The organism is Curtobacterium sp. VKM Ac-2884, from assembly GCF_015350945.1.
Taxonomy (GTDB): Bacteria; Actinomycetota; Actinomycetes; order Actinomycetales; family Microbacteriaceae; genus Curtobacterium.
Genome location: NZ_JADKSA010000004.1, coordinates 374,270 through 398,109 on the forward strand (window position 1 = coordinate 374,270; position 23,840 = coordinate 398,109).

Annotated in this window: 23 protein-coding genes; 10 read left to right on the top strand and 13 right to left on the bottom strand. The window is 70.2% G+C overall.

Going from position 1 to position 23,840, the window contains the following annotated elements; all coding sequences use genetic code 11:
• Positions 1 to 13: 13 nt before the first annotated feature.
• The 3 genes from ITJ60_RS13290 to ITJ60_RS13300 all read left to right on the top strand — a co-directional run bounded on the left by ITJ60_RS13290 (position 14) and on the right by ITJ60_RS13300 (position 3,458).
• Complete coding sequence (locus ITJ60_RS13290) at positions 14 to 1,144, top strand: Mrp/NBP35 family ATP-binding protein (protein WP_194648331.1); 1,131 nt, start codon at positions 14 to 16, stop codon at positions 1,142 to 1,144.
• A 10-nt stretch (positions 1,145 to 1,154) separates the two neighbouring features.
• Positions 1,155 to 2,003 carry a class I SAM-dependent methyltransferase gene (locus tag ITJ60_RS13295; protein ID WP_194648240.1) on the top strand — a complete coding sequence of 283 codons (849 nt, stop codon included), beginning with the start codon at positions 1,155 to 1,157 and terminating at the stop codon, positions 2,001 to 2,003.
• Between the two features lie 168 nt (positions 2,004 to 2,171).
• A complete protein-coding gene (locus ITJ60_RS13300) occupies positions 2,172 to 3,458 on the top strand; it encodes a carbohydrate-binding protein (protein WP_228510220.1) in 1,287 nt (428 codons plus the stop codon).
• A gap of 80 nt (positions 3,459 to 3,538) precedes the next feature.
• Here the strand turns inward: ITJ60_RS13300 and ITJ60_RS13305 are convergent, their stop codons facing one another.
• Positions 3,539 to 3,913, bottom strand: a complete 375-nt coding sequence (locus ITJ60_RS13305) for a twin-arginine translocase TatA/TatE family subunit (RefSeq protein ID WP_194648241.1) — start codon at positions 3,911 to 3,913, stop codon at positions 3,539 to 3,541.
• Positions 3,914 to 3,977: 64 nt separating this feature from the next.
• Here ITJ60_RS13305 and ITJ60_RS13310 point away from each other — a divergent pair, with 64 nt between their 5' ends.
• Entirely contained in the window at positions 3,978 to 4,610 is a 633-nt protein-coding gene (locus ITJ60_RS13310) for an O-methyltransferase (protein ID WP_123294100.1), read from the top strand.
• Positions 4,611 to 4,626: 16 nt separating this feature from the next.
• Here the strand turns inward: ITJ60_RS13310 and ITJ60_RS13315 are convergent, their stop codons facing one another.
• Together ITJ60_RS13315 and ITJ60_RS13320 are read right to left on the bottom strand one after the other, a co-directional pair.
• Positions 4,627 to 5,355 carry an AAA family ATPase gene (locus tag ITJ60_RS13315; RefSeq protein WP_194648242.1) on the bottom strand — a complete coding sequence of 243 codons (729 nt, stop codon included), beginning with the start codon at positions 5,353 to 5,355 and terminating at the stop codon, positions 4,627 to 4,629.
• A 127-nt stretch (positions 5,356 to 5,482) separates the two neighbouring features.
• Positions 5,483 to 5,653, bottom strand: coding sequence for a DUF3117 domain-containing protein (locus ITJ60_RS13320; protein ID WP_017887054.1), 171 nt, complete (start codon positions 5,651 to 5,653; stop codon positions 5,483 to 5,485).
• 127 nt (positions 5,654 to 5,780) lie between these two features.
• Here ITJ60_RS13320 and ITJ60_RS13325 point away from each other — a divergent pair, with 127 nt between their 5' ends.
• On the top strand, positions 5,781 to 7,016 hold the full coding sequence (locus ITJ60_RS13325) for an AI-2E family transporter (protein WP_228510222.1): 1,236 nt from the start codon (positions 5,781 to 5,783) through the stop codon (positions 7,014 to 7,016).
• Here the strand turns inward: ITJ60_RS13325 and ITJ60_RS13330 are convergent.
• The gene (locus ITJ60_RS13330) at positions 6,995 to 8,239 is read right to left on the bottom strand and encodes a hypothetical protein (protein ID WP_194648243.1); all 1,245 of its coding nucleotides are present in this window, start codon (positions 8,237 to 8,239) and stop codon (positions 6,995 to 6,997) included. The two genes, ITJ60_RS13325 and ITJ60_RS13330, sit on opposite strands and share 22 nt — an antisense overlap.
• Complete coding sequence (gene dapE / locus ITJ60_RS13335; protein WP_194648244.1) at positions 8,224 to 9,306, bottom strand: succinyl-diaminopimelate desuccinylase; 1,083 nt, start codon at positions 9,304 to 9,306, stop codon at positions 8,224 to 8,226. Before dapE ends, ITJ60_RS13330 begins: the two co-directional genes overlap by 16 nt.
• Before the next feature lie 140 nt (positions 9,307 to 9,446).
• On the opposite strand from dapE, the gene dapD reads away from it, so the two are divergent.
• Positions 9,447 to 10,433, top strand: a complete 987-nt coding sequence (gene dapD, locus ITJ60_RS13340) for a 2,3,4,5-tetrahydropyridine-2,6-dicarboxylate N-succinyltransferase (protein WP_194648245.1) — start codon at positions 9,447 to 9,449, stop codon at positions 10,431 to 10,433.
• Positions 10,434 to 10,457: 24 nt separating this feature from the next.
• Here the strand turns inward: dapD and ITJ60_RS13345 are convergent, their stop codons facing one another.
• The 6 genes from ITJ60_RS13345 to ITJ60_RS13370 form a co-directional block, all read right to left on the bottom strand.
• A complete protein-coding gene (locus ITJ60_RS13345) occupies positions 10,458 to 11,756 on the bottom strand; it encodes a citrate synthase (protein ID WP_123340789.1) in 1,299 nt (432 codons plus the stop codon).
• Between the two features lie 184 nt (positions 11,757 to 11,940).
• A complete protein-coding gene (gene dapC / locus ITJ60_RS13350; RefSeq protein WP_194648246.1) occupies positions 11,941 to 13,059 on the bottom strand; it encodes a succinyldiaminopimelate transaminase in 1,119 nt (372 codons plus the stop codon).
• Between the two features lie 13 nt (positions 13,060 to 13,072).
• On the bottom strand, positions 13,073 to 13,390 hold the full coding sequence (fdxA, locus tag ITJ60_RS13355; protein WP_069711637.1) for a ferredoxin: 318 nt from the start codon (positions 13,388 to 13,390) through the stop codon (positions 13,073 to 13,075).
• A 35-nt stretch (positions 13,391 to 13,425) separates the two neighbouring features.
• Positions 13,426 to 14,616: a PIG-L family deacetylase gene (locus tag ITJ60_RS13360; RefSeq protein ID WP_194648247.1), complete on the bottom strand. Its 1,191-nt coding sequence runs from the start codon at positions 14,614 to 14,616 to the stop codon at positions 13,426 to 13,428.
• Between the two features lie 19 nt (positions 14,617 to 14,635).
• Positions 14,636 to 15,178, bottom strand: coding sequence for a hypothetical protein (locus ITJ60_RS13365; RefSeq protein WP_123673112.1), 543 nt, complete (start codon positions 15,176 to 15,178; stop codon positions 14,636 to 14,638).
• Between the two features lie 207 nt (positions 15,179 to 15,385).
• Positions 15,386 to 16,579: an amidohydrolase gene (locus ITJ60_RS13370; protein ID WP_194648248.1), complete on the bottom strand. Its 1,194-nt coding sequence runs from the start codon at positions 16,577 to 16,579 to the stop codon at positions 15,386 to 15,388.
• A gap of 102 nt (positions 16,580 to 16,681) precedes the next feature.
• Here ITJ60_RS13370 and ITJ60_RS13375 point away from each other — a divergent pair, with 102 nt between their 5' ends.
• Positions 16,682 to 17,554 (top strand): hypothetical protein, encoded by an 873-nt coding sequence (locus ITJ60_RS13375; protein WP_194648249.1) that lies wholly within the window; start codon positions 16,682 to 16,684, stop codon positions 17,552 to 17,554.
• A gap of 172 nt (positions 17,555 to 17,726) precedes the next feature.
• Here ITJ60_RS13375 and typA read toward each other — a convergent pair whose 3' ends face one another.
• Complete coding sequence (gene typA, locus ITJ60_RS13380; protein WP_111084979.1) at positions 17,727 to 19,649, bottom strand: translational GTPase TypA; 1,923 nt, start codon at positions 19,647 to 19,649, stop codon at positions 17,727 to 17,729.
• A 121-nt stretch (positions 19,650 to 19,770) separates the two neighbouring features.
• On the opposite strand from typA, the gene ITJ60_RS13385 reads away from it, so the two are divergent.
• From ITJ60_RS13385 to ITJ60_RS13395, 3 genes are all read left to right on the top strand, one after another.
• Entirely contained in the window at positions 19,771 to 20,520 is a 750-nt protein-coding gene (locus tag ITJ60_RS13385; protein ID WP_123294108.1) for a CPBP family intramembrane glutamic endopeptidase, read from the top strand.
• A 9-nt stretch (positions 20,521 to 20,529) separates the two neighbouring features.
• Positions 20,530 to 21,009: a peroxiredoxin gene (locus ITJ60_RS13390; protein ID WP_123673108.1), complete on the top strand. Its 480-nt coding sequence runs from the start codon at positions 20,530 to 20,532 to the stop codon at positions 21,007 to 21,009.
• A gap of 234 nt (positions 21,010 to 21,243) precedes the next feature.
• Positions 21,244 to 21,795, top strand: a complete 552-nt coding sequence (locus tag ITJ60_RS13395) for a PH domain-containing protein (protein ID WP_194648250.1) — start codon at positions 21,244 to 21,246, stop codon at positions 21,793 to 21,795.
• 92 nt (positions 21,796 to 21,887) lie between these two features.
• On the opposite strand, the gene ITJ60_RS13400 is transcribed toward ITJ60_RS13395, so the two are convergent.
• Positions 21,888 to 23,606 (bottom strand): ABC transporter family substrate-binding protein, encoded by a 1,719-nt coding sequence (locus ITJ60_RS13400; protein WP_123340699.1) that lies wholly within the window; start codon positions 23,604 to 23,606, stop codon positions 21,888 to 21,890.
• Positions 23,607 to 23,840 lie beyond the last annotated feature (234 nt).

Sequence of the window (23,840 nt, forward strand, 5' to 3'; positions counted from 1 at the left end):
CGCCGACGAGCAGATGGGCACGGCGGTCCTCGCTGCGCTCGGCCGCGTGATCGACCCCGAGATCCGTCGGCCCGTCACGGAGCTCGACATGATCCGTGGGGTCGACGTGCAGCCAGGAGGCGCGGTGCGCGTCGACCTGCAGCTCACGATCGTGGGGTGCCCCGCCGCCGACACCATCGAGCGCGACGTGCGCGTCGCCGCCGGTTCCGTGGACGGGGTGTCCTCGGTCGACGTCGACGTGTCGGTGATGGCCCCCGCGACGCGCGCCGCGCTGACCGAACGCCTGCGGGCCGGCCGGCCGAACGGCATCCAGTTCACGGCGGACTCGCTCACCCGGGTGATCGCCGTCACGAGCGGCAAGGGCGGCGTCGGCAAGTCGACGGTCACCGCCAACCTCGCCGTCGCGCTCGCCCGCCGGGGCCTGCGGGTCGGGATCGTCGACGTCGACGTGCACGGCTTCAGCATCCCCGGGCTGATGGGTCTGACCGACGAGCACGGCGTCGCGCCGCGTCCGACCCGGGTGGACAGCATGATCCTGCCGCCCGTCGCCCACGACGTGAAGGTCGTGTCGATCGGCATGTTCGTCGACGACGCCTCCACCGCGGTGTCCTGGCGCGGTCCGATGCTGCACCGCACCGTGAACCAGTTCCTGACCGACGTGTTCTTCGGCGACCTGGACCTGCTCCTGCTCGACCTGCCGCCCGGCACCGGTGACGTCGCGATCTCGGTCGGTCAGCTCCTCCCGCACGCCGAGGTCCTGGTCGTCACCACACCCCAGGCGGCCGCGGCCGACGTCGCCGAGCGCAGCGGGACCGTCGCACGACAGACGGGCCAGCGGGTGATCGGGGTCATCGAGAACATGGCCGGGCTCGTGCAGCCCGACGGCTCGGTCCTGCACCTGTTCGGCGAGGGCGGTGGCGCCGAGACCGCGGCACGGCTGTCCCGCGGGCAGGATGCCCCCGTGCCGGTGCTCGGTAGCGTGCCGCTGTCCGTGCCGCTCCGCGAGGGCGGGGACACCGGCCTGCCGGTCGTGCTCGGCGCGCCGGAGGACCCCGCAGCCGTCGCCCTCGCCGCGATCGCCGACGGCATCACGACGATGGGGCGCGGACTGGCCGGACGGAAGCTGGGTCTCTCGCTGTCCTAGGCTCATCAGCATGAGCATGGATCACGTCAGCGTCGACTGGGACCGCGCCCGCGACACGAACCGGGCGAACTGGGACGACCGGGTCCCCATGCACGAGGGCGCCTACGCCGTGGACGAGCTGTCCGACCCGGCGCACCGCTCCGACGTCGTGCGCGACGACCTGCCGGTGTTGACGCCGTGGCTGCCGGACGGCACGCTCGCCGACCTCGACGTCTGCCACTTGCAGTGCCACATCGGCACCGACACCGTGTCGCTCGCCCGCGAGGGTGCCCGACTGACCGGTGTCGACTTCTCCCCCGCGGCGCTCGCCTCCGCCGCCGGCCTCGCGACACGGCTCGGCCTCGACGTCACCTGGGTGGAGACCGACGTGCTCGATGCCCGTGCCGCGGTCACCGGCGACTTCGACGTCGTCTACACGAGCATCGGCACGATCTGCTGGCTCGCCGACCTCGACCGCTGGGCCGCACAGGTCGCCGGCCTGCTGCGCCCGGGCGGGGTGTTCTTCATCCGCGACGGCCACCCCGCGCTCTACGCCCTCGACGAGACCGCCGACGAACTCGTCACCCGGTACCGGTACTTCCCGGACGGCACCGCGCAGCAGTGGGACGACGCCGGCACCTACGCCGGCGACGGCACCGTGGCGAACACTCGCACGTTCGAGTGGCCGCACCCGCTGTCCGAGATCGTGAACGCCCTGCTCGACGCCGGACTCCGACTCCGCCGCCTGGACGAGGGGCGCACCCTGCCCTGGCGCTTCAGTCCCCGCATGGAGGACACCGGTGACGGCTCGTGGGCGTGGCCCGACGCCGATCGCGACCGGGTCCCCCTGACGTACACGATCGTCGCCACCCGCGACTGACGACGGGCGTCCTGCCGTCCACCTGGCGCACGCCTGTACGTTCGTTCATGGACAGGTCGTTCCACCCCGGAGCATTATGCAAGGGCATTGCACAATGCCCTTGCGGAATGTGACCGCCTGGGCTCCACCCGTCGGACGACGATGTCCGGCCGAGGACAGGAGAACCGTGTGAACCAGAACACCCGAGTACGGATCGGCCTCGTGGCCACCGTCGCCGCAGTGATCGCCGGGGGATCACTCGCCGCAACACCGGCCATCGCCGCGACACCGTCGTGCGCGACCGCGTGGACCGCCGGCACCGCCTACTCCGGCGGTGCCACCGTCAGCGAGAACGGATCGAACTACACCGCGAACTGGTGGACGCAGGGCGACGACCCCGCGACGCACGCCGGGGCGACGGGCAGCGGCCAGCCGTGGACGTCGACCGGCGCCTGCTCCGGCACGGGCGGCGGCACCACTCCTCCTGGCGGGGGGACGACGACCCCCGGCACTGGCGGGAGCGGCGGCACGGCCAGCGGACTGGTGTTCAGCCCGTACAAGGACATCACCGTGAACCTCGACTGGAACACGAACGTCATGAACACCGCGGTCACCGGGACGCGGATCCCGGTGGTCGGCTCGAGCAACAGCCTGGTGTCGACCCGCGAGCCCGGCCTCAAGGCGATCACCCTCGCCTTCGCGACCGGCACGTGCGGCAGCGAGAACTGGGGCGGCGTCGCGGCGGATGCCTTCGCGAACGCCAACATCCCGAAGCTCGACGCCGCCGGGGTGAACTACATCGTCAGCACCGGTGGAGCCGCCGGTTCGTTCAAGTGCTCGGGCGCCGCACTGCAGTCGTTCATCGCCCGGTACGCGACCCCGCACATGATCGGCGTCGACTTCGACATCGAGAGCGGTCAGTCCGCCGCGGACGTGCAGAACCTGGTGAGCGCCGCAGCCCTCGCCCAGGCGAAGTACCCGGGCATGCGCTTCTCGTTCACGCTCGCGACCCTGGCCGCGAGCGACGGCTCGTACGGCGGGCTGAACAGCACCGGCGACGCCACCGTGAAGGCGATCAAGGCGTCGACCCTGACGAACTACACGATCAACCTCATGACGATGGACTTCGGCCGCGCAACCGCCGCGAACTGCGTGCTCTCCGGCTCCACCTGCCAGATGGGCAAGTCCTCGATCCAGGCCGTCACCAACCTGCAACACACGTACGGCATCGCGTCGTCGAAGATCGAGGTCACCCCGATGATCGGCGTCAACGACACCACCGACGAGGTCTTCACCCTCGCCGACGTCGACACGCTGTCCGCCTACGCGAAGGCGAACGGCCTCGCCGGGATCCACTACTGGTCGCTCGACCGGGACACGCCCTGCGCCTCGTCGACGGCGTCGTCCACCTGCAGCTCCGTCCCGAGCGCACCGGCACTCGCCTGGACGGATCGTTTCCTCGCCGACCTGAAGTAGTCGTCACCACACCGAACACGGGAGGCCCGGTGCCAGCTGGCACCGGGCCTCCCGTCCGTCAGGTGGTCACGTGACGGGCGTCAGGGCGCTTCCGCGTCGAACGGCGGCGCTTCTCCCGCGGCCAGCGGCACGACGGGAGCCGTCGCGCGCACCTTGGAGGCGGTCACCTGCGCGGTCTGGACCGCGGCGGCGCTGCTGGCGCCGCCGGAGTCGAGGAGTGCATCGCGGATGATCCGGCGGGGGTCGTACTGTCGCGGGTCGAGCTTCTGCCACTCGATGTCGTCGAACTCGGGGCCCATCTCGTCGCGCATCCGCTCCTTCGCGGTGTCGGCGAACCGGCGGACGGCCTTCACGAACTCGGCCAACTTCTGGGCGTACATCGGCAGGCGCTGCGGCCCGAGCAGGAGCACGGCAATGATCCCGATGATCAGGATCTTGTCGAGCGGGATGTTCACGTGAGCGAGCCTAACCCGTACGGCTCCGATGCACCCCTAGAGTTGTCAACCGAACGGAGTGTGCGTGTCAGAGAAAGAGTCGAACTGGAAGTTCGCCGAGGACATCGTCTCGGAGTCCGAGGCGATCGCCCGCGCTCGTGAGCACTCCCTGGAGCTCGGTGTCGAGGCGATCTCGCCCGCGATCGGCGCGCAGATCGGTGTCATCGCCGCAGCCTCCCGAGCCACGAGCATCATCGAGATCGGGACGGGCCTGGGAGTCTCCGGGCTGTACCTGCTCGGCGGCGCGCCGGACGCGACCCTGACCACGATCGACGTCGAGGTCGACCACCAGCAGTTCGCCCGCGACGCCTACATCAGCGCCGGCACCGCCCCCGCTCGGATCCGGCTCATCCCTGGCCGCGCGAACCAGGTGCTCCCCCGGATGAACGAGGCGTCGTACGACGTCGTCCTGGTGGACGCCGACCCCGAGCACGTCATCGAGTACGTCGAGCACGGGCTGCGGCTCGCGCGCCTCGGCGGGACCGTCCTGGTGCCGCACGCACTGTGGCGCGGACGCGTCGCCGACCCCGTCAAGCGCGACCGGGCGACGACCGACTTCCGGCTGCTGCTGACCGAGGTGTCGACGTCGGGTGCGGTGCGCAGTGCGCTCTCGCCGGCCGGCGACGGGCTGCTGCAGCTGACGAAGGTCACCGCGTAGCGCCGTCCCCTGTCGGTCACTCGAGGTGCCGCAGGTACCGCTCCGGGGACTCGAGGAACGACCGCTGGTTGCGCACCAGGTCGAGGTCCTCCCACTCGGTGCGCCGGAACCCCCACTCGCCGACCTCGTGGATCGTCGCGCCGGGGAACGCCGCCAGGACCGGTGAGTGCGTCGAGAGCACGACCTGTCCGACCCCGCTGTCGACGATCGACCGCAGCAGCGCGATGAGCGTCAGGCACCCGGAGAAGGACAGCGCCGACTCCGGTTCGTCGAGGATCCAGAGCCCCGGCCACTGCGCGCGGTCGATGACGAAGTCGAGGAACGACTCACCGTGGCTGCGCTCGTGGAACACCGGCTCGGGGCGGGAGTGGTTGGGATTGTCCTCGAGGTAGGTGAAGAAGCCGTGCATGGTCTCGGCGCGCAGGAAGAACCCGCCGCGGGGCGCACCGAAGTCACGGCGGAGGACGATGTGCTGCCACAGCGACGACTCGGACGGACGCGTCGAGTGGTTCGCCAGGGTGGAGCCGCCCTCGGGCGACATGCCGAACCGGAGCGCGATCGCCTCGATCAGGGTGGACTTGCCGACACCGTTGTCGCCGACGAACACCGTCACCGGGTCGAGGTCGAGTCCTTCGTCGAGCAGCTGCCGCACCGGGGGCAGCGTCGCCGGCCACACGTCGCGCGGCATCGGGTCCGGGTCGCGGTACTCCTCGACGCGGCGGATCGGCATGTGGGTCCTCGGCACGAGGCCATCCTGCCGGACCCGACCGACAGCGCGACGGGCGCGGACGCCGACGGCGCGGCACCCCGGACGCAGACGACGGGCCCGGCGCGTACACGCTCCGGACCCGTCGTTCTGGTGCTTTCGACTACTAGGCCGAGACGACCTCAGCGAGTGCGTCATGGAGTTCCTTGGCCTCGGCATCGTTGACCGAGACGACCAGGCGGCCTCCTCCTTCGAGCGGAACCCGCACGATGATGAGTCGACCCTCCTTAACAGCCTCCATCGGCCCGTCACCGGTCCTCGGCTTCATGGCTGCCATCAGATGTCCCCTTTCGTGCAGTACATGCCCGCTCATTATCTCGTATTGATGGGGCAACTGCGAAACCGCCCAGGTTGGGGGTGTCGGATCGCCGGTTCTTCGCGGGTTCCGTTCGTAACCTTGGCGGATGCCGAACATCCGCTCCATGCGCCGTCAGTCCCTCAGCGGGCGACCCGACCGGTCCGAGCCGACCGGCAGGTCCGACGACGCAGTGCCCGCCGGCCTGCGGATCGGCGCGGCGTTCACCTGGCGCATCCTCGTCGTGGGTGCCGGCCTCGCCCTCCTGGTGGCCCTGGTCGTGCTGCTGCAGGACATCGTGGTGCCGTTCCTCATCGCGCTGCTGGTGTGCGCACTGCTCATGCCGATGTCGTCGTTCCTGCAGCGGCACCGGTGGCCGAAGTGGACGGCGGTGCTGTCGAGCCTGGTGGCGCTGGTCCTGGCGCTCGGTGGGCTGGCGCTGCTCGTCACCGAGCAGGTGCGGTCCGACCTGCCGTCGCTCGAACGCCGGCTCCACCACAGCGTGCAGTCCCTGCGGACCCTGCTCGACAGCGAGCCGTTCGGGATCACGGCGAAGGACGTCGACTCGTGGGTGTCGAACGGCTTCGACTACCTGCAGGCGCACGCCGCGACGATCCTGTCCGGCTTCCAGGCCGCCGGCACCGGCGCCGTGCACGTGCTCGAGGGGCTGTTCATCATCGTGTTCACGACGCTGTTCGTGCTCATCGACGGCCCGCGCATCTGGGGGTGGGTCGTCCGGCTCTTCCCACGGCGCGCACGTGCTCGCATCGACGTCGCCGGGCACGCCGGCTGGAAGACCCTCACCAGCTTCATCCGCGTCCAGCTGGTCGTCGCCGTCACCGATGCCCTCGGCGTGACCATCGGTGCGCTCGCCCTGCAGATCCCGCTGGCGATCCCGATCGGCGTCATCGTCTTCTTCGGCGCGTTCGTCCCCGTCGTCGGGGCGATCGTCGCCGGTGCGGTCGCGGTGCTCATCGCCCTGGTCTTCAACGGCTGGGTGCCGGCGCTCGTGATGCTCGGCATCGTGGTGGTCGTGCAGCAGCTCGAGAGCCACGTCCTGCACCCGTTCCTGACCGGCACGGCCGTCAAGGTCCACCCACTCGGGGTCGTCCTCGGGGTGACCGCGGGCACGACGATCGCGGGTGTCGTCGGCGCGTTCTTCGCGGTGCCGTTCATCGCCACCGTCAACGCGATGGTCGTGGCGGCGGCGAACTGGCGACCGGGTGACCCGGAGCCGATGTCAGCGACGGTGCCGAAGCGCGAGCGGAGCGGCCCCGCCGCACGGCTCCTGGCCCGCGCCCAGGCCCGTGAGCGCCGTGCCGATCACGGCGGGGTCCAGTCGTAGCCGTCGACCCACCAGCAGTAGTACAACCAGACCCACTGCAGCCCGACGAACGCCACCACGACGGCGACCCGGTACACGCGGGACCGCGGCAGCGCCACGATGCCGAGCAGTGGCGCGATCGGCACCAGGATCCGCCAGGTACTCGACTGCGGGAAGAACACGGCGAGCAGGTACACGACGTATGCGATGCCCCAGAGGCGCAGCTCGATCCCGATCACCCGTGCTGCGGGCATGCACACGAACGCCACGAAGCCGACGACCACGACGGCCAGCAGGATCCCGCCGGCCGGCTGGTGGAACCACCACCCGAAGCCCTGGATCCACGGCGCGAACGGCACGAGCTCCTGCCACCCGACGTAGGACGACCGCCAGGCGAGCTCGGTGTCGGTGTAGGCCTTGGGCACCCCGGTGACGGCCCAGGCGATCGCCGGCCACGCCAGGCCGACCAGTCCGGACACGACCGCGACCACGGCGGGCGGCACGAGGCGGCGCAGGGTGAGCGGCTCCGACGACCGCACCCACGCGGGCCGGATCGCCCACGCGCCGACGAACAGCACGACGAGCAGCGCGAAGGCGAGCCCGGTCGGCCGGGTCATCCCGAGCAGCAGCACGACGGGCAGCATCGTCCACCACCGTCGGTCGACCATGAGCAGCAGCGCGACGAGCAGCAGGAACAGCCCCATCGACTCGGCGTACGCCACCTGGAACATCGCCGACACGGGCGCGACGCAGAACAGCACCGTGGCGAAGGTCGCCCGCGCCGGGTCGAGGAAACGCCCCATCAGGCGACGGAACACGAGTGCAGCGCCGAGCCCGGCGAGCAGCGAGACCGCCACCGCGACGAACTCGAACGACGCGCCGGTGAGCAGCATCAGGCCGCGCACCAGGAACGGGTACGCGGGCATGAACGCCCACGCGTTCTCGGTCACGTGCCCTGCCGCATCCACGGGCAGGGTCGACGGGTAGCCGCCGGTCGCGATCACGCGGTACCAGGCGCCGTCCCAGATGGACGCGAACGACAGGTACGCCGGGTGCTGGACGGTGAAGGAGTTCGCCGCCTGCACACTCGCGAAGGCCTGCATCATCAGTCCGGTGACGAACCGGGCGAGCACGTAGACGACCGTGATGCGGACCCACCACGGCACCACCCGGTAGCGGGCGCGCCAACGGGTGCGTGCAGGGGTCGGCCGGGTGGCCCCGGCCGTCGTCAGGCCGTCAGCCACCGACGGAGGCCGGCCTCGACCGCGGTGATCTGCGCGACCGGGACCTGCTCGTCGTCGTGGTGGGCGAAGACGGGCTCACCGGGGCCGTAGTTGACCGCGGGCACCCCGAGCGCCGAGAAGCGGGCGACGTCGGTCCAGCCGTACTTCGGGCGGGGCTCCGGGCCACCGACCGCCGACACGAAGTCCTGCGCGAGCGGGGCGTCGAGACCGGGGCGGGCGCCGGCCGCGAGGTCGACGATGGTCACGTCGTAGCCGTCGAAGAGCTCGCGGATGTGCGCCACGGCCTCGTCGGCCGAACGCGACGGCGCGAAGCGGTAGTTCACGTGCACCATCGCCTCGTCCGGGATGATGTTGCCCGCGATGCCGCCGCTGATCCCGACGGCGTTGAGGCCCTCGCGGTACTCGAGCCCGTCGACCGTGACGGTGCGGGGCTCGTAGGCGGCCAGCGTGGCGAGGATCGGTGCCGTCTTGTGGATCGCGTTGTCGCCGATCCAGCTGCGCGCGCTGTGCGAGCGCTTGCCGAACGTGCGGATCTCGGCGCGGAGGTTGCCGTTGCAGCCACCCTCGATCTGCGCGCCGGACGGCTCCCCCAGGATGGCGAAGTCGGCGGCCAGCAGTTCCGGACGTGTCCGGGCGAGACGACCGAGGCCGTTCAGCAGGTCGCTGACCTCTTCGTGGTCGTACCAGACCCACGTGACGTCGACCGAGGGCTCGACCAGGTCGTACGCGAGCTTGAGCTGCACCGCGCAGCCGGCCTTCATGTCGACGGTGCCGCGACCCCACAGGATCTCGGTGCCGTCCTCGGCGGTGCGGAACTCGGTGGGCAGGTTGTCGTTGAGCGGCACGGTGTCGATGTGCCCGGCGATGACGACGCGGCGGTCGCGGCCGAGGTTCGTGCGGGCGACGATCGCGTCGCCGTCCCGGATCACCTCGAGGTGCGGCAGCGGTACGAGCACCGCCTCGATCGCGTCAGCGAGGGCCTGCTCGTTCCCCGACACCGATTCGATGTCGCAGATGGCACGGGTGATGTCGATGGACGAGGCGGTGAGGTCGAGCTGCTCCGGCATGCGGTCACCTTATCTGCCGTCGCCCCCGTCGCGCTGGCCCACGGCACGGCGGCCCGGCGGCCCGGGAGGCACGGTGCGGTTCCGCAGCGTCCGTCCGGTCGGTCCGGTGCCCCCGTCCAGTGCGTCGGTACCCTGGTGCGGTGACCGACACGACCGCTGCCACCGACCCGACCGCCACCGCCGACCGCCCGACGCACGCCTGGGGCCACGGCCTCGCGACGATCGCCGCCGACGGCACGACGCTCGACACCTGGTACCCGGAGACCCACCTCGGCCCGCTGCCGACCGACGCGGTGGTCCCCGCTGAACTGCAGGCGCACGTCGGCGACGACCCCCGCCGCGAGGTCCGGATCGAGGCCGTCACCACCGAGGTCACCATCGACGCCGCCCCGACCAGCACCGAGGACGCGTACCTGCGCCTGCACCTGCTGAGCCACCTGCACGTGCGTCCGAACACCATCAACCTCGACGGTGTCTTCGGGTACCTGCCGATCGTCGCGTGGACGAACGCCGGGCCGGTCCACCCGGAGTCCCTGACCCGCCTGCGCCCGTCGCTGCAGCGCGCGGGCATCGCCGTGCACGCCATCGACAAGTTCCCGCGCCTGGTCGACTACGTCGTGCCGGACCGCGTCCGCATCGGTGACGCCAACCGCGTCCGTCTCGGTGCGCACCTGGCGCCGGGCACGACCGTCATGCACGAGGGCTTCGTGAACTTCAACGCCGGCACGCTCGGCGACGCCATGATCGAGGGCCGCGTCTCGCAGGGCATCGTCGTCGGCAACGGCACCGACATCGGCGGTGGTGCGTCCATCATGGGCACGCTCTCCGGCGGCGGCACGCACCGGGTCTCCCTGGGCGAGCGCGCGCTGCTCGGTGCGAACGCGGGTCTCGGCATCTCCCTCGGCGACGACTCCGTCATCGAGGCCGGCCTGTACGTCACGGCCGGCACGAAGGTCGTCCTGGTCGGCGCCGCACCGAACCCGGACGGCACACCGAAGACCGTCAAGGCCGCCGAGCTGTCCGGCACCCCGAACGTCCTGTTCCGGCGCAACAGCCTGACCGGCGCGGTCGAGGCCCTGCAACGCAAGGGCGAGGGCATCCAGCTCAACACCGCGCTCCACGCGTAGGCCGGACACCCCCGCGCGCGTGCGTCAGCGCGCGGGGAGGTCACGCTTCGGCGCACCCACGTAGAGCTGCTGCGGGCGACCGATCTTGTTGAGCGGGTCGTTGTTCAGCTCGCGCCACTGCGCGATCCAGCCGGGCAGGCGGCCGATCGCGAACAGCACCGTGAACATGCGCGGCGGGAAGCCCATCGCCTTGTAGATGATGCCGGTGTAGAAGTCGACGTTCGGGTAGAGCTTGCGGTCGATGAAGTACTGGTCGCTCAGCGCGATCTGCTCGAGCTCCTTCGCGATGTCGAGCAGGTCGTCCTGCACGCCGAGGGATTCGAGGACCTCGTCCGCAGACTCCTTGACGAGCTTCGCGCGGGGGTCGTAGTTCTTGTAGACGCGGTGTCCGAAGCCCATGAGCTTCACGCCACGCTCCTTGTTCTTCACCCGCTCGACGAAGCGCTGCACGGGCTCGCCGGAGTCCTTGATCTGCTGCAGCATCTCGAGCACGGCCTCGTTCGCGCCGCCGTGCAGCGGCCCGTACAGGGCGTTGATGCCGGCCGAGATCGAGGCGAACATGTTCGCCTTCGTCGAGCCGACCAGGCGGACCGTCGCGGTGGAGGCGTTCTGCTCGTGGTCCTCGTGCAGGATGAGGAGCCGGTCGAGGGCCTTCGACAGCACCGGGTTCGGCTGGTAGGTCTCGGCCATGGTGCCGAAGTTCAGGCGCAGGAAGTTGTCGACGAACGACAGCCCGTTGTCCGGGTACAGGAACGCCTGCCCGATGGATTTCTTGTGCGCGTAGGCGGCGATGACCGGCAGCTTGGCGAGCAGCCGCACGGTCTGCAGCTCGACCTTCTCCGGGTCGTCGACGTCCATGTCGTCCTCGTAGTACGTCGACAGGGCGCTGACGGCGCTGGACAGCACGGACATCGGGTGCGCGGAGTGCGGGAGCGCGTCGAACAGGCGCCGGAGGTCCTCGTGCAGCAGGGTGTGCCGACGGATCCGGGCGTCGAAGTCGGCGAGTTCGGACTCGTCGGGCAGCTCGCCGTAGATCAGGAGCCACGCGACCTCGAGGAAGGTGCAGTTCGACGCGACCTGGTCGATCGGGTACCCGCGGTACCGCAGGATGCCCTCGTCGCCGTCGATGTAGGTGATCGCGCTCTTGGTCGACCCGGTGTTCACGAACCCGTAGTCGAGCGTGTTCATCCCGGTCTGCTTCTTGAACGTCGAGATGTCCATCGTGGACGCGCCGTCGACGCTCGGCAGGATCGGGAACTCTGCGCTGCCGCCCGGGTACGTCAGCGTCGCGGTCTCGCCCGTCTGTTCGGCGGCGGGACTCACGGGCACGGGCGTCGTGGGCGGTGTGGCCGTCTTCTGAGCGTCGTTGGCAGTGTCAGTCACGTTGACAGCCTAATCGCGGCGTCTGTCGCTCGTGCACACATCGATGGTCACGACTTGGTGGGAACCCCCGGTTGCGCTCCGGGCGGAATGCACGATCCGCCCGGTCGCGGGGTCCGTCCCCGCGCTACGCGGTGCCGAGCCGACGGCTGCTGGCCAGCCGCTGGGCCGCCGCGGCGATGCGCTCGTCGGTCGCGGTGAGGGCCACCCGGACGTGCTCCCCGCCCGCCGTGCCGTAGAACGTGCCCGGTGCGACGAGGATCCCGCGGTCGGCCAACCACGACACCGTGTCGAGCGCGGGCTCACCGCGGGTCGCCCAGAGGTACAGGCCGGCTTCGCTGTGGTCGATGCGGAAGCCGGCGTCCTCGAGTGCCCGTCGGAGCATGTTCCGGCGCGCCCGGTAGCGGGCCTTCTGCTGCTGCACGTGGGTCTGGTCCGCGAGTGCGACGATCATCGCTTCCTGCACCGGCAGCGGCGGCATCAGCCCCGCGTGCTTCCGGACCGCGAGCACGTCGGCGAGGATCCGGGCGTCACCGGCGACGAACGCCGCACGGTACCCGGCCAGGTTCGACTGCTTCGACAACGAGTACACGCTGAGCACACCGTCGAACGAGTCGCCGACGACGCGGGGGTCGAGGATCGTGGGGGTCGGGGTGGTCGCGTACTCCGGGTCCCAGCCGAGCTCGGCGTAGCACTCGTCGCCGACGATGACGGCACCGAGTTCGCGGGCCCGGTCGACCGCGACGCGCAGGTCGTGGATCGAGAGCACCCGGCCGTCGGGGTTGCCGGGCGAGTTCAGCCACACCAGCTTCGCCGTCGCCGGCCACGCGGCCGGGTCGTCCGAGGCGAGGGCGTCCGCGCCGACCAGGGCTGCCCCGAGCTCGTACGTGGGGTACGCGGCGGCGGGGAAGACCACGGTGTCGCCGGCGCCGATGCCGAGCCAGAGCGCCAGGCCGGCGATGAACTCCTTCGACCCGATCGTCGGCAGGGTGTGCGCCTCGGTCAGCTGCACCCCGTGCCGGCGGCCGTACCAGTCGGCGATGGCCTGCCGCAGCGCGGGGGTGCCGGCGACCTGCGGGTAGGCGTGCGCGTCGGTGGCGTCGGCGAGGGCGCGTCGGACGACCTCGGGGGTGGGATCGACGGGCGAACCGACGCTGAGGTCGACGATGCCGCCTTCGTACCCGGCCGCGCGCTGCTTGAACGGGACGAGCTGGTCCCAGGGGAAGTCGGGCAGGTCGAGCGCCACGTGCGTGTCCGGCTCAGCCGCGGGGCGGTTCGGCCATGACGACCGGGTGGTCCTTGTGGATCACACCGACCTTCGCGGCGCCACCGGGCGAGCCGACTTCCTGGAAGAACTCGACGTTGGCCTTGTAGTAGTCGGCCCACTCGTCGGGCAGGTCGTCCTCGTAGTAGATGGCCTCGACCGGGCAGACCGGCTCGCACGCACCGCAGTCGACGCACTCGTCGGGGTGGATGTACAGCGAGCGGTCGCCCTCGTAGATGCAGTCGACGGGGCATTCGTCGATGCAGGCACGGTCCTTGACGTCGACACAGGGCTGGGCGATCACGTAGGTCACGGTTCGGGTGCTCCCTTCGACGAGCGGGTTCGAGTCTACTCGCGGCCCGGGGCCGTCCGGGACCGCAGCCCCGACAGGTCCGGCCACGCGAGCACCAGGGCGGCGATGACGGCGGGGGCGAACGTCCAGACGTACCCGGCCGCGTTCGCCAGCACGAGCGGCGAGCCCTGGCCGCCGACGGAGACGAGCACCTGCGTGGCGACGAGGATGCCGATGCCGATCGCGGCGACCATCGCCCGCGACCGGTACAGCAGCCGGATCCCCACGGTCAGCCCGATCACGAGCAGCGTGGTGATCACCATGCCGATCGGGAACGCGGCGGCGCCGACGGTCTGCTGGTGCGTCACGGTGCCGAGGCCGCCGGTGACGAGCCCGAGCACGAGCGCGACGGCGACCGCGGCGACCTTGCCCTGGCCGGACATCTCGGCGTAGGTCTGCGGTGCCGGGGGCTGCGGGTCGGCGTCGTGCCGGAAGGCCTCGACCGCGGGGGCGTGCTCGCGGACGCCGTGCGGCATCACCCACGACAGCGCGGTCGGGTCGGCGGGGTCGACCGGGTCGACCGTGACCTGCGAGCGGTACTGCTCGACGGCGGCACGCACCTTCGCCCGCACCGGCAGGACGTCGACGGTGACGTCGGCGTGCCCGGTGTCCGGGGCGACGATCATCGCGAACGCCACCTCCTCCGCCCGGGCCGCGTACCGAGCAGCGTGGTGCACACGCACGTGGTCGGGGTGGCCGTACCCGCCGTCGTCGGCGTAGCTCACGACCGCGTCCGCACCGGTGGAGCGGATCGCGGCACGGACGTCGTCGACGACCTCGCCCAGGTCGGCGGCGGTCAGCGAGTCGGCGGGGGCGTCGTCGGCGGCGGTCGCCCGACCGTCGGGCCCCCACTGCATGCCGGAGTCGACGTACCGGCGTTCCGGCAGGTCGGTGGGCCGCGCACCGCGACCGCCGAGCCACAGGTGCGCCGGGCCGCCGAGGGCCGCGAGTGCCGCGTCGATCTCGGTCGTACGGTGCGCGGCGACGCGCTGCGCGTCGCCGGCCAGGGGTGCGAGCCGCTCGGTGAGCATCTCGCCGCGCTCACCGCGGGTCGCCGTCAACACGGTGACCTCGGCGCCGAGCTCGAGCAGGGTCGCGATCGTCCCGCCGGACGACAGGGTCTCGTCGTCGGGGTGGGCGTGCACGAACAGGACGCGCTCGGGGCGCGTGACGGAGGCCTTCGACATCGCCCCCAAGGGTACGGGACTAGCGGGCCGTGACGATGTAGGTCGCGGTGACGCCGTCGTCGCCGTCCGAGAACGTGAGCACGACGCGGTACCCGTCGCTGCGGAACATCCCGAAGGCACTCGACGAGTCGGCACGCTTCGCCGACTCGGTGTAGCCGGCGTCGGCGAGCTGCTGCGCAGCGGAGGCGAAGTCGTCGACCGACCCGGCGCGCACCTGCACGACCCACCCGGAGCCGTTCGGTCCCGCTCCCCCGCCGAGCACCGTGCCGTCCACCAGCGGCACGTCGGACGACGGGAACCCGTCGGGCACCTTGCCGTCAGAGGTGACGTTGGCGCCCTTGAGCGCCGTGTCGAGTGCACCGTCGATACCGCCCGCGACCGAGGACATGCCGTCCTGGATCGCCTTGCCGTCGATGCCCGCGACGCCGTCCGCGACCGTCGAGGCCACCGAGGACCCGAGGTCCGTCGCCTGCTTCACGGAGTCGGAGGAGCAGCCGGTGAGTCCGGCCAGGGCGATGCCGGCAGCGACGGCGGCGATCAGCGGGGTACGGAGGGAACGCATGCGCCGACGGTAACGGGTGAGCCGGGAGGCACGGCGCGAGTTGGCTGTGAACGTCCTGTCCCCGGGGCGGTCACCCGCGCGGCGGGGCCGCCCCGCGCCTCCCGTCCGCCTCGCGCGTACCTGGCCGAAACGGGCGTACCTGGTCCTTCGTTCCGACCAGGTACGCCCGTTCCCGCTTCCCACCGCCCGCGCGATGGGAAGGAAGCGTCAGGCGACGTAGGCGCGCGCCGCGGCCACCAGGGCGTCGACGCCCACCGGGATCGCGGTCTCGGCCTGCGGCGCGTAGAACGGCGAGTGGTTGCTCGGGATGTCGTCGCCGCGGCGGAACAGCTCCGGGTCGGTGATCCCCGTGAACCAGTACACGAGCGGGACGCCCGCCGCCGTCGCGAGCTGCCCGACGTCCTCCGACGCCATCGCGAGCCCGATCTCGAGCTCGCGCGCACCCGGCACGGCGGCGCTGACGGCCGCGAGCACCCGGGCGGCGGACTCCGCGTCGTTCACGGTCACCTCGGCACCGGGCGACCGCACGATCGTCGGCTCCGGCAGCCCGCCGGCGTCGCTCTCGGCACGGACGATCCGCTCGATCGACGCGATGATCCGCGCACGGGTCTCCTCGTTGCGGGCACGCGTCGAGATCTCGATGACGGCCTGGTCGGGGATGATGTTGGCGCGGGTGCCGGCGTGGAAGCTGCCGACGGTGACGACACCGGCGTCGCTCGGCGAGACCTCGCGCGAGACCACGGTCTGCAGCCGGACGACGGCGGACGCGGCGGTGACGACCGGGTCGAGGGAGGCCTGTGGTGCGGAGCCGTGCGCCCCGCGACCGTTGAAGGTCACCGTGAGCCGGTCGCTCGAGGCCATCACCGGGCCGGAGCCGATCGCGACGATGCCGACCGGGGCCGGAGCCGAGTGCTGGCCGAGCACCACGTCGGGCTTCGGGAACCGGTCGACCAGGCCGTCCTCGACCATGGCGCGGGCGCCGGAGATGACCTCCTCCGCCGGCTGGAAGACGCCGACGACCGTGCCGCTCCACTGGTCCTTCGTGGCGACGAGGCGCTCGAGCGTGCCGAGCAGCCACGTGACGTGGATGTCGTGGCCGCAGGCGTGCATCGTCGGGACGTCGTTGCCGTCCTCGTCGGTGCCGCGGTGCTGGCTGGCGTAGGACAGCCCCGTGCGCTCCTGGACCGGCAGGCCGTCCATGTCGGCGCGGAGCCACACGACCGGGCCCTCGCCGTTCGACAGGACGCCGACGACACCGGTGCCACCGACGCCGGTCGTCACCTCGATGCCACCGAGCTCGGCGAGCCGGTCGGCCACGATGCCCGCAGTGCGGTGCTCCTGGAAACCGAGCTCGGGGTGGGCGTGCAGGTCCTGGTACAGCGAGAGGAGGTCGAGGGTCACGCGCACCACGCTACAACTCTCGAGCAGTTGAACATCTTCACAAGTCGGCACATCACTGCTAGAACGTGTCATGTGAAATTCTCATCGAGTACCACCGTAGCCGTGACCGCGCTCAGCCTGATGAGCACCCTGATCGCCGCTGCGCCCGCTGCGGCGGCCGTCGACCCTCCGTCCGGAGCGGGGATCGCCCCCGCGCTCGTCGACATGCCCTCGACCGAGACGACGGTGTCGTGCTCCGCAGGCGGCATGACCGGTGAAGCGCGCCTGACACTCGCCAGTGACGGCACCCGGTGGACGACGACGGTCGACTCGTACCGGATCACCGCGAACGGCCGGAGCAAGGGCAACATCAACGCGTACGTCTACGGCAAGAACTTCGCCGGTCAGACGACCCTCGACCACAAGGAGTCGTCGCGGGATGCAATGGTGCAGAACGGCCAGTGGCAGAACCTCGGTCTCGAGCTCTCCCGGTCGAGCGTCCCGTGGACGTCCATGTCACAGGCATCCGGCACGGGTGTCGAGTTCGTGTTCGACAAGTCCGGCTCCGACCCACGGTGCACAGCTGGCGTGTCCTCCAGTGGCGCCCACCGCGCCGTGCAGCACATCGCGACCAGCCCCGGTGTCATCGACAAGCTCCGACCGCTGACCTCGTGTCAGGTCCTGACCGACGGCATCACCTGCTCCATCGCCGAGACGAAGACGGTGACGAGTTCGGTCACCCTCAACGGGTCCGTCAATCCGACGGGGCCGTCGTTGGACTGGCTGACCGCCGGCATCAGCAGCTCCTGGACCAGTGCGCGGAGCGTCGACGTCCGCTGCACCTCGCCCGCGATGCGCCGCGGGCAACTCTTCGTCGCGTACCCGACCGGGACGACGACCGAGTTCCGCGTGCAGGTCAACGCGTTCGGTGTGCGCATCGACGGACCGGGGAAGGCGTTCGAGGTCGCTTCGGGCATCGCCTGCGAAGTGGTCTGACGCTGACCCTGCGCGCCGCGCGCTGCGGATCGGCGTCGGGACGACGACGGCCCGGGCACCTCGTGCGAGGTGACCGGGCCGGTCGTGGCGGGCGTGCGTGCGGGCTCGTACCCGTGGGCGCTACGCGTCGCGCAGCTGCGAAGCCGCTACGCGTCGCGCAGCTGCGAAGCCGCTACGCGTCCTGACGCTTCAGGCGGGCGTACGAGCGCTGGCGGGCCTGCGCGTCGAGCTCGACCTTGCGGATGCGGACGACGGCCGGGGTGACCTCGACGCACTCGTCCTCGCGCGCGAACTCCAGGCACTCCTCGAGGGAGAGCTGGCGCGACGGCGTCATCGACTCGAAGGAGTCGGCGTTCGCCGAACGCATGTTCGTGAGCTTCTTCTCCTTCGTGATGTTGACGTCCATGTCGTCGGCGCGCGAGTTCTCGCCGATGACCATGCCCTCGTAGACCTCTTCGGTGGGGTTGACGAAGAACGTCATCCGCTCCTGCAGGTTCGTGATGGCGAACGGCGTGACGACACCCGAGCGGTCGGAGACGATCGAGCCGTTGATGCGGGTCTGGATCGGGCCGGCCCACTCGTCGTAGCCGTGCGAGATCGCGTTGGCGATGCCGGTGCCGCGGGTCTCGGTGAGGAACGACGTGCGGAAGCCGATCAGGCCGCGCGACGGGACGATGAACTCCATGCGCACCCAGCCGGTGCCGTGGTTCGTCATGTTCTCCATGCGGCCCTTGCGAGCGGCCATGAGCTGCGTGATCGCGCCGAGGTACTCCTCCGGCGTGTCGATCGTCATGTGCTCGTACGGCTCCTGCAGCTTGCCGTTCTCGTCACGCTTCGTGACGACCTGCGGCTTGCCGACGGTGAGCTCGAAGCCCTCACGACGCATCTGCTCGACCAGGATGGCGAGCGCGAGCTCACCACGGCCCTGGACCTCCCACGCATCGGGACGACCGATGTCGAGGACCTTGAGCGAGACGTTGCCGATGAGCTCGCGGTCGAGGCGCTCCTTGACCATGCGGGCGGTCAGCTTGTGACCCTTGACCTTGCCGACGAGCGGGCTGGTGTTCGTGCCGATCGTCATCGAGATCGCCGGGTCGTCAACCGTGATGGTCGGCAGCGGGCGGACGTCCTCGGGGTCGGTCAGCGTCTCACCGATGGTGATCGTGTCGAAGCCGGCGACGGCGACGATGTCACCGGGGCCCGCCGACTCGGCCGGGTAGCGCTCGAGGGCCTTGGTGATGAGGAGCTCGGTGATGCGGGCGTTCACGACGGTGCCGTCGTGCTTGACCCACGCGACCGTCTGGCCCTTCTTCATCGTGCCGTGGAAGATGCGCAGCAGCGCGAGACGACCGAGGAACGGCGACGCGTCGAGGTTGGTGACGTGGGCCTGCAGCGGGTGCTGGTCGTCGTACTTCGGCGCGGGGACGTGCTGCAGGATCGCTTCGAACAGCGGCTCGAGGTCGTCGTTGTCGGGCAGCGAGCCGTCGGCCGGCTTGTTGCGCGACGCGGCACCGGCACGGCCCGAGGCGTAGACCACGGGGACGTCGAGGATCGCGTCGAGGTCGAGGTCGTCGACCTCGTCCGACAGGTCGGACGCCAGGCCGAGGAGCAGGTCCTGCGACTCGGAGACGACCTCGTCGATGCGGGAGTCGGGGCGGTCCGTCTTGTTGACGAGCAGGATCACCGGGAGCTTGGCGGCGAGCGCCTTGCGGAGCACGAAGCGCGTCTGGGGCAGCGGGCCCTCGGACGCGTCGACGAGCAGGACGACACCGTCGACCATGGAGAGGCCGCGCTCGACCTCACCACCGAAGTCGGCGTGACCCGGGGTGTCGATCACGTTGATGGTGATGGGGCCGTCCGCGCCGAACTCGGTCGCGTGCTTGCCGTTGTAGAGCACCGACGTGTTCTTCGCGAGGATCGTGATGCCCTTCTCGCGCTCGAGGTCGTTCGAGTCCATCATGCGGTCTTCGCCCTCGAAGTGGGCGTCGAACGAGTTGGTCTGCGTGAGCATCGCGTCGACGAGGGTGGTCTTGCCGTGGTCGACGTGTGCCACGATGGCGACGTTGCGCAGGTCGGACCGGGTGGCGAGCGCCATACAGGACATCCTTCAATTTCTGGGAGAGTGTCGGGCCAGTGATTTGTCGGCACCGCACCCGCGGGCAGAACGCCCGACACGCCAGTCTACCGGTAGTTCGCAACCGTCAGGAGTACAGCAGATGAGCCGACGGCGAACGTGGGTCGAGATCACCATCGTGCTGCTGCTCTCACTGGGTGCCAGCGCGCTGTACTCGATCCTCCAGATCATCGACGACCTGTCGCAGACGACGCCGCTCGGCGAGCAGTCCACGGCGCTCAACACGTCGTCGACGACGGTGCAGTACGTCGACCTGGCCCGGCAGCTGCTCGGCATCGCAGTGGACCTGGCACCGGTCGCGCTCGTCTGCTTCCTGCTGTGGAGCACGTCCCGCCCGCACCTGTCCCGGCTCGGCATCGACCGGTTCCGGGTGAAGCCCGACCTGGGCGGTCCGGCGCTCATCGCGCTGTGCATCGGGATCCCGGGGCTCGCCCTGTACTTCGCCGGGCGTGCGCTCGGCATCACGGTGAACGTGGACCCCGCTGCCCTGAACTCGTACTGGTGGACGGTGCCGGTCCTGCTGCTGTCCGCGATCCGCTCCGGCCTGCAGGAGGAGGTCATCGTGATCGGGTACCTCTACGCCCGGCTCGGCGACCTGGGCTGGGGGCGGTGGCAGGTGATCCTGTCGACGGCACTGCTGCGCGGGAGCTACCACCTGTACCAGGGCTTCGGCGCGTTCGTCGGCAACGCCGTGATGGGCATCGTGTTCGGCTGGATCTACACGAAGTGGGGCCGCCTGATGCCCTTGATCATCACGCACTGCCTGCTCGACGCCGCGGTGTTCGTCGGTTACCCCTGGGTCGCGAGCGCGTTCCCCCGGTTGTTCTCGTAGCGTGAGCACATGAGCATCCCCGAGGTCGGCGAGTCCGCGCCGACGTTCACCCTGCCGGGCATGATCGTCCGCGACGGGGTCCGCACCGACGACGAGTACGACCTGTCGTCGGAGATCGGCCGGACCGTGGTGCTCGCCTTCTACCCCGGCGACGCGACGGCCGTCTGCACCGCGCAGCTGTGCAGCTACCAGGCGGAGCTCGACGAGTTCGACGAACTGGGCGCCGTGGTGTGGGGCATCAGCCCGCAGGCCCTCGACTCGCACGAGACGTTCGCGCGCGGCTCCTCGCTCACCTTCCCCCTGCTGAGCGACACGGCCGGCTCGGTGATCCGCGACTACGGCGTGCGTGCGCCGGGGATCGGACTTCGCCGATCGGTGTTCGTGATCGGCCCCGACGGCATCGTGCGGTGGCGGCACGTCGGGCTGGTCGGTCTGCGGTTCCCGAAGGCCGAGACCATCCGTGAACAGATCGAACTGCTGGTCTCGTAACCGGACCCCGCGGATCCCGCGGACCCCGCGGCTTCGGCCGCTCCCGGCGTGGGGAATCCCGGAATCCGTCGCCATGGGGTATTGACACCCGAACTGGGGGCGACGACCATTGTCGGCACGAGAGGTCCACGCAGGATCTGCCTCCCCGGGGAATCGGGTCGTCCGGAGATACGCGCTGGTGTGTCACACCCGCTCCCCGGGCGTCTCCGGGGAGGCATCTCGTAACCTCGTCCGGTGCACACCACCATCGTCGCCCCGGGCCTCCGCCGTCTCGCCATCGTCCTCTGGGTCGTCGCGGTGGCGCTCGTTCCCGTGGCCCTGCTCGGTGGCAGCACCCCGTGGCTCGTCCCGGTCCCGAGCATCTGCATCGCGTTCGTGGCGTGGGCCGCGCTCTGGCGTCCGCGCATCGAGCTGACCCCCGAGCACCTGCGGATCGTGGACGTCCGCCGCACCAGCACCTACACGTGGTCGCGTGTCACCGAGGTGCGCACCAAGTACGGCATCGAGGTCGTCACGAGCGAGGGCGTCCGCCGCGTCTGGATCGCGACGCGCCCGACCGCGCGGCTCACCGCCCAGGTCCAGGGCCGACCGGGAGGCCCGGATCACCTCGACGTCGACGCTGCGGCCGCGCGGATGCTGGCCCTCGTACCCGCCCCGGCTCCGCAGGACGGTCCGCCGCCCGCGACCGTGACGGCGGCGCCGATCACCCACCGGGTGCACGGCTGGACGGTCCTGGCGTTCGTCGTGCTCGGGATCGCGGCGTCGCTGGCGGCGGCCCGGATGTAGCGTCCCGGCGTCCGCTCCCCCGCCGACGCAGAACGACACCCCCGACGTCGTGCGACGTCGAGGGTGTCGTTGCGGGTCGTGCGACCGCGGGACTACTTGGTGTAGCCCACGTCCTGCCACTTGACCGAGTACTGCTGGAACTGCGCGGGCCCGTAGTTCACGAGGTCCTTGCGCACACCCCAGGCGTACGGCTCGGCGAACAGCGGGATGGTGCCGGCGACGGCGACGATCTTCTTGTCGATCGCCTGCGCGTCCTTGATGCGGGCGTCGGCGTCGAGCTCGGCGTTCGCCTTGTCCCATGCCGCGCCGAGCGAGTCGTCCGTCACGCCGGTGTAGTTCTGGCCGGCGTCGGCGGGGTAGTAGATCGACTTGAGCGACGAGATCGGGAACGGCGTGCCCTGCCACGCGAAGTACGTGGCGTCGAAGTCACGGCCGTCGGTGGTGATGTACTTCGTGAAGAAGTCGTCCGAGGGGACGGTGTCGATCGTGACCTTGAAGCCGGCGAGCTTCGTCTGCTGCTGCACGAGCTGCGCGACGTTCGCCGAGTTCGGGTTGTCCGACGGGATCACGAAGCGGACGTCGAGTTCCTTGCCGCCCTTGGTCGCGTAGCCGTCCGAACCGACCTTCCAGCCGGCGTCCTCGAGCTTCGACTTCGCCTTGTCGGTGCTGTAGCCGTAGACCGACGAGACGTCGTCCTTGTACCCCTCCTGACCGGGCAGGTACGTCAGGTTGTTGAGCACGTCACCCGGGCTCTTCACCGGCGACAGGATCGCCTGAGCGAGGACCTTGCGGTTGATGGCCTGGGCGAACGCCTGGCGCACGTCCTGGTCCTTGAAGACGTCCGAGGTGCCGTTCAGCGTGATCTGCCGCTGCGTGGTGCCGAGCGAGCGCTCGATCTTCGAGTCGGAGCGGGAGTTCGCCGTCTTGAGGTTGTCGGCGCTGCCGTTCAGGTTGAACGCGTCGAGTTCCTTGTTGCCGTACGCCTGCGCGACACCGTCACGCGAGACCGTCTTGAAGACGATGGTGTCGAGCTTGCCCGGGTCGCCCCACCACTTCGAGTTCTTCTCGAACGTGAGGACGCCGCCGTTGGCGTCGAAGGACTTCACGATGTACGGGCCACCGGAGACGTAGGTCTTGCCGTCAGCGGCGTACGGGCCCTTGGCCCAGGCGGTGTTGAAGTGCTCGGGGGTGTCGACGGCCCAGTACGGGTAGATGGAGCCCAGGACGCTCGCCCAGTCGGCGTTCGTCTTCGAGAACGTCATGATGACGTCGCGCTCGTCCGAGCCCTGCTTGACCGAGTCGACGTCCTCCCACACGTTGGTGGCGAGGGGCGCGAAGGCCTTGTTCGTGCCGTTCAGCGCCTTCCAGTTGGCGATGACGTCCTTCGCGCTGATCGGGGTCCCGTCAGACCACACGGCCTTCGGGTTGATCTTGATCTCGACGGTCTGGGGTGAGTCCTTGGTCAGCTCGACCGAGGTCGCGAAGTCCTTGTTGACCTCCCACTCGCCGTTCTCCTTGAACTGGATGAAGCCCGGCAGGTACGCACCGGAGATCGTCTGGTCGTCGACGGTTCCGGAGTCGAGGTTGTTGATCTGGAAGTTCGCCGGAGCGGTGTCGATCGGCAGGGTGATCGACCCGCCGTCCTTGACGTCCGCGCGGTCCGCGACGGTCCAGCCGGTCGACTTCAGCGACGACTCGGCGACCGCGGAGCTGCTGTTGCCCGCCTGTCCACCGCCGGAGCAGCCGGCCAGCACGACGGCCGCAGCCGCAGCGGTGGCCAGCACGGCGATGCCCTTGATCCTCTTTCGCATGGCGAGGATTCCCTTTCGTTGTGGTTCGCGCAGTTCGCGCTGGAACGCGGCGACCCCCGCCGCCACGCCTGTTGGTTGAGAACCCTAGTCACATCCGAAGGCTCCACAAGGGTTGATGTGGGGAATCGAAACATGCTCGTAACGAATGTTGCATAGCGTCACAACGGAAGTCCCACCCCTCCGTCGCGAGCGGCTAACCTGTCGCCACCGACAACGCCGTCCGGACGGACGGCC

Bases quoted from the DNA above. Each gene is read 5' to 3' on its own strand.
- ITJ60_RS13290 (WP_194648331.1), top strand. From the start codon at position 14: ATGGGCACGGCGGTCCTCGCTGCGCTCGGCCGCGTGATCGACCCCGAG.
- ITJ60_RS13295 (WP_194648240.1), top strand. From the start codon at position 1,155: ATGAGCATGGATCACGTCAGCGTCGACTGGGACCGCGCCCGCGACACG.
- ITJ60_RS13320 (WP_017887054.1), bottom strand. From the start codon at position 5,653: ATGGCAGCCATGAAGCCGAGGACCGGTGACGGGCCGATGGAGGCTGTT.
- ITJ60_RS13325 (WP_228510222.1), top strand. From the start codon at position 5,781: ATGCCGAACATCCGCTCCATGCGCCGTCAGTCCCTCAGCGGGCGACCC.
- dapE (WP_194648244.1), bottom strand. From the start codon at position 9,306: ATGCCGGAGCAGCTCGACCTCACCGCCTCGTCCATCGACATCACCCGT.
- ITJ60_RS13360 (WP_194648247.1), bottom strand. From the start codon at position 14,616: ATGTCGAAGGCCTCCGTCACGCGCCCCGAGCGCGTCCTGTTCGTGCAC.
- ITJ60_RS13365 (WP_123673112.1), bottom strand. From the start codon at position 15,178: ATGCGTTCCCTCCGTACCCCGCTGATCGCCGCCGTCGCTGCCGGCATC.
- typA (WP_111084979.1), bottom strand. From the start codon at position 19,649: ATGGCGCTCGCCACCCGGTCCGACCTGCGCAACGTCGCCATCGTGGCA.
- ITJ60_RS13385 (WP_123294108.1), top strand. From the start codon at position 19,771: ATGAGCCGACGGCGAACGTGGGTCGAGATCACCATCGTGCTGCTGCTC.
- ITJ60_RS13390 (WP_123673108.1), top strand. From the start codon at position 20,530: ATGAGCATCCCCGAGGTCGGCGAGTCCGCGCCGACGTTCACCCTGCCG.
- ITJ60_RS13400 (WP_123340699.1), bottom strand. From the start codon at position 23,606: ATGCGAAAGAGGATCAAGGGCATCGCCGTGCTGGCCACCGCTGCGGCT.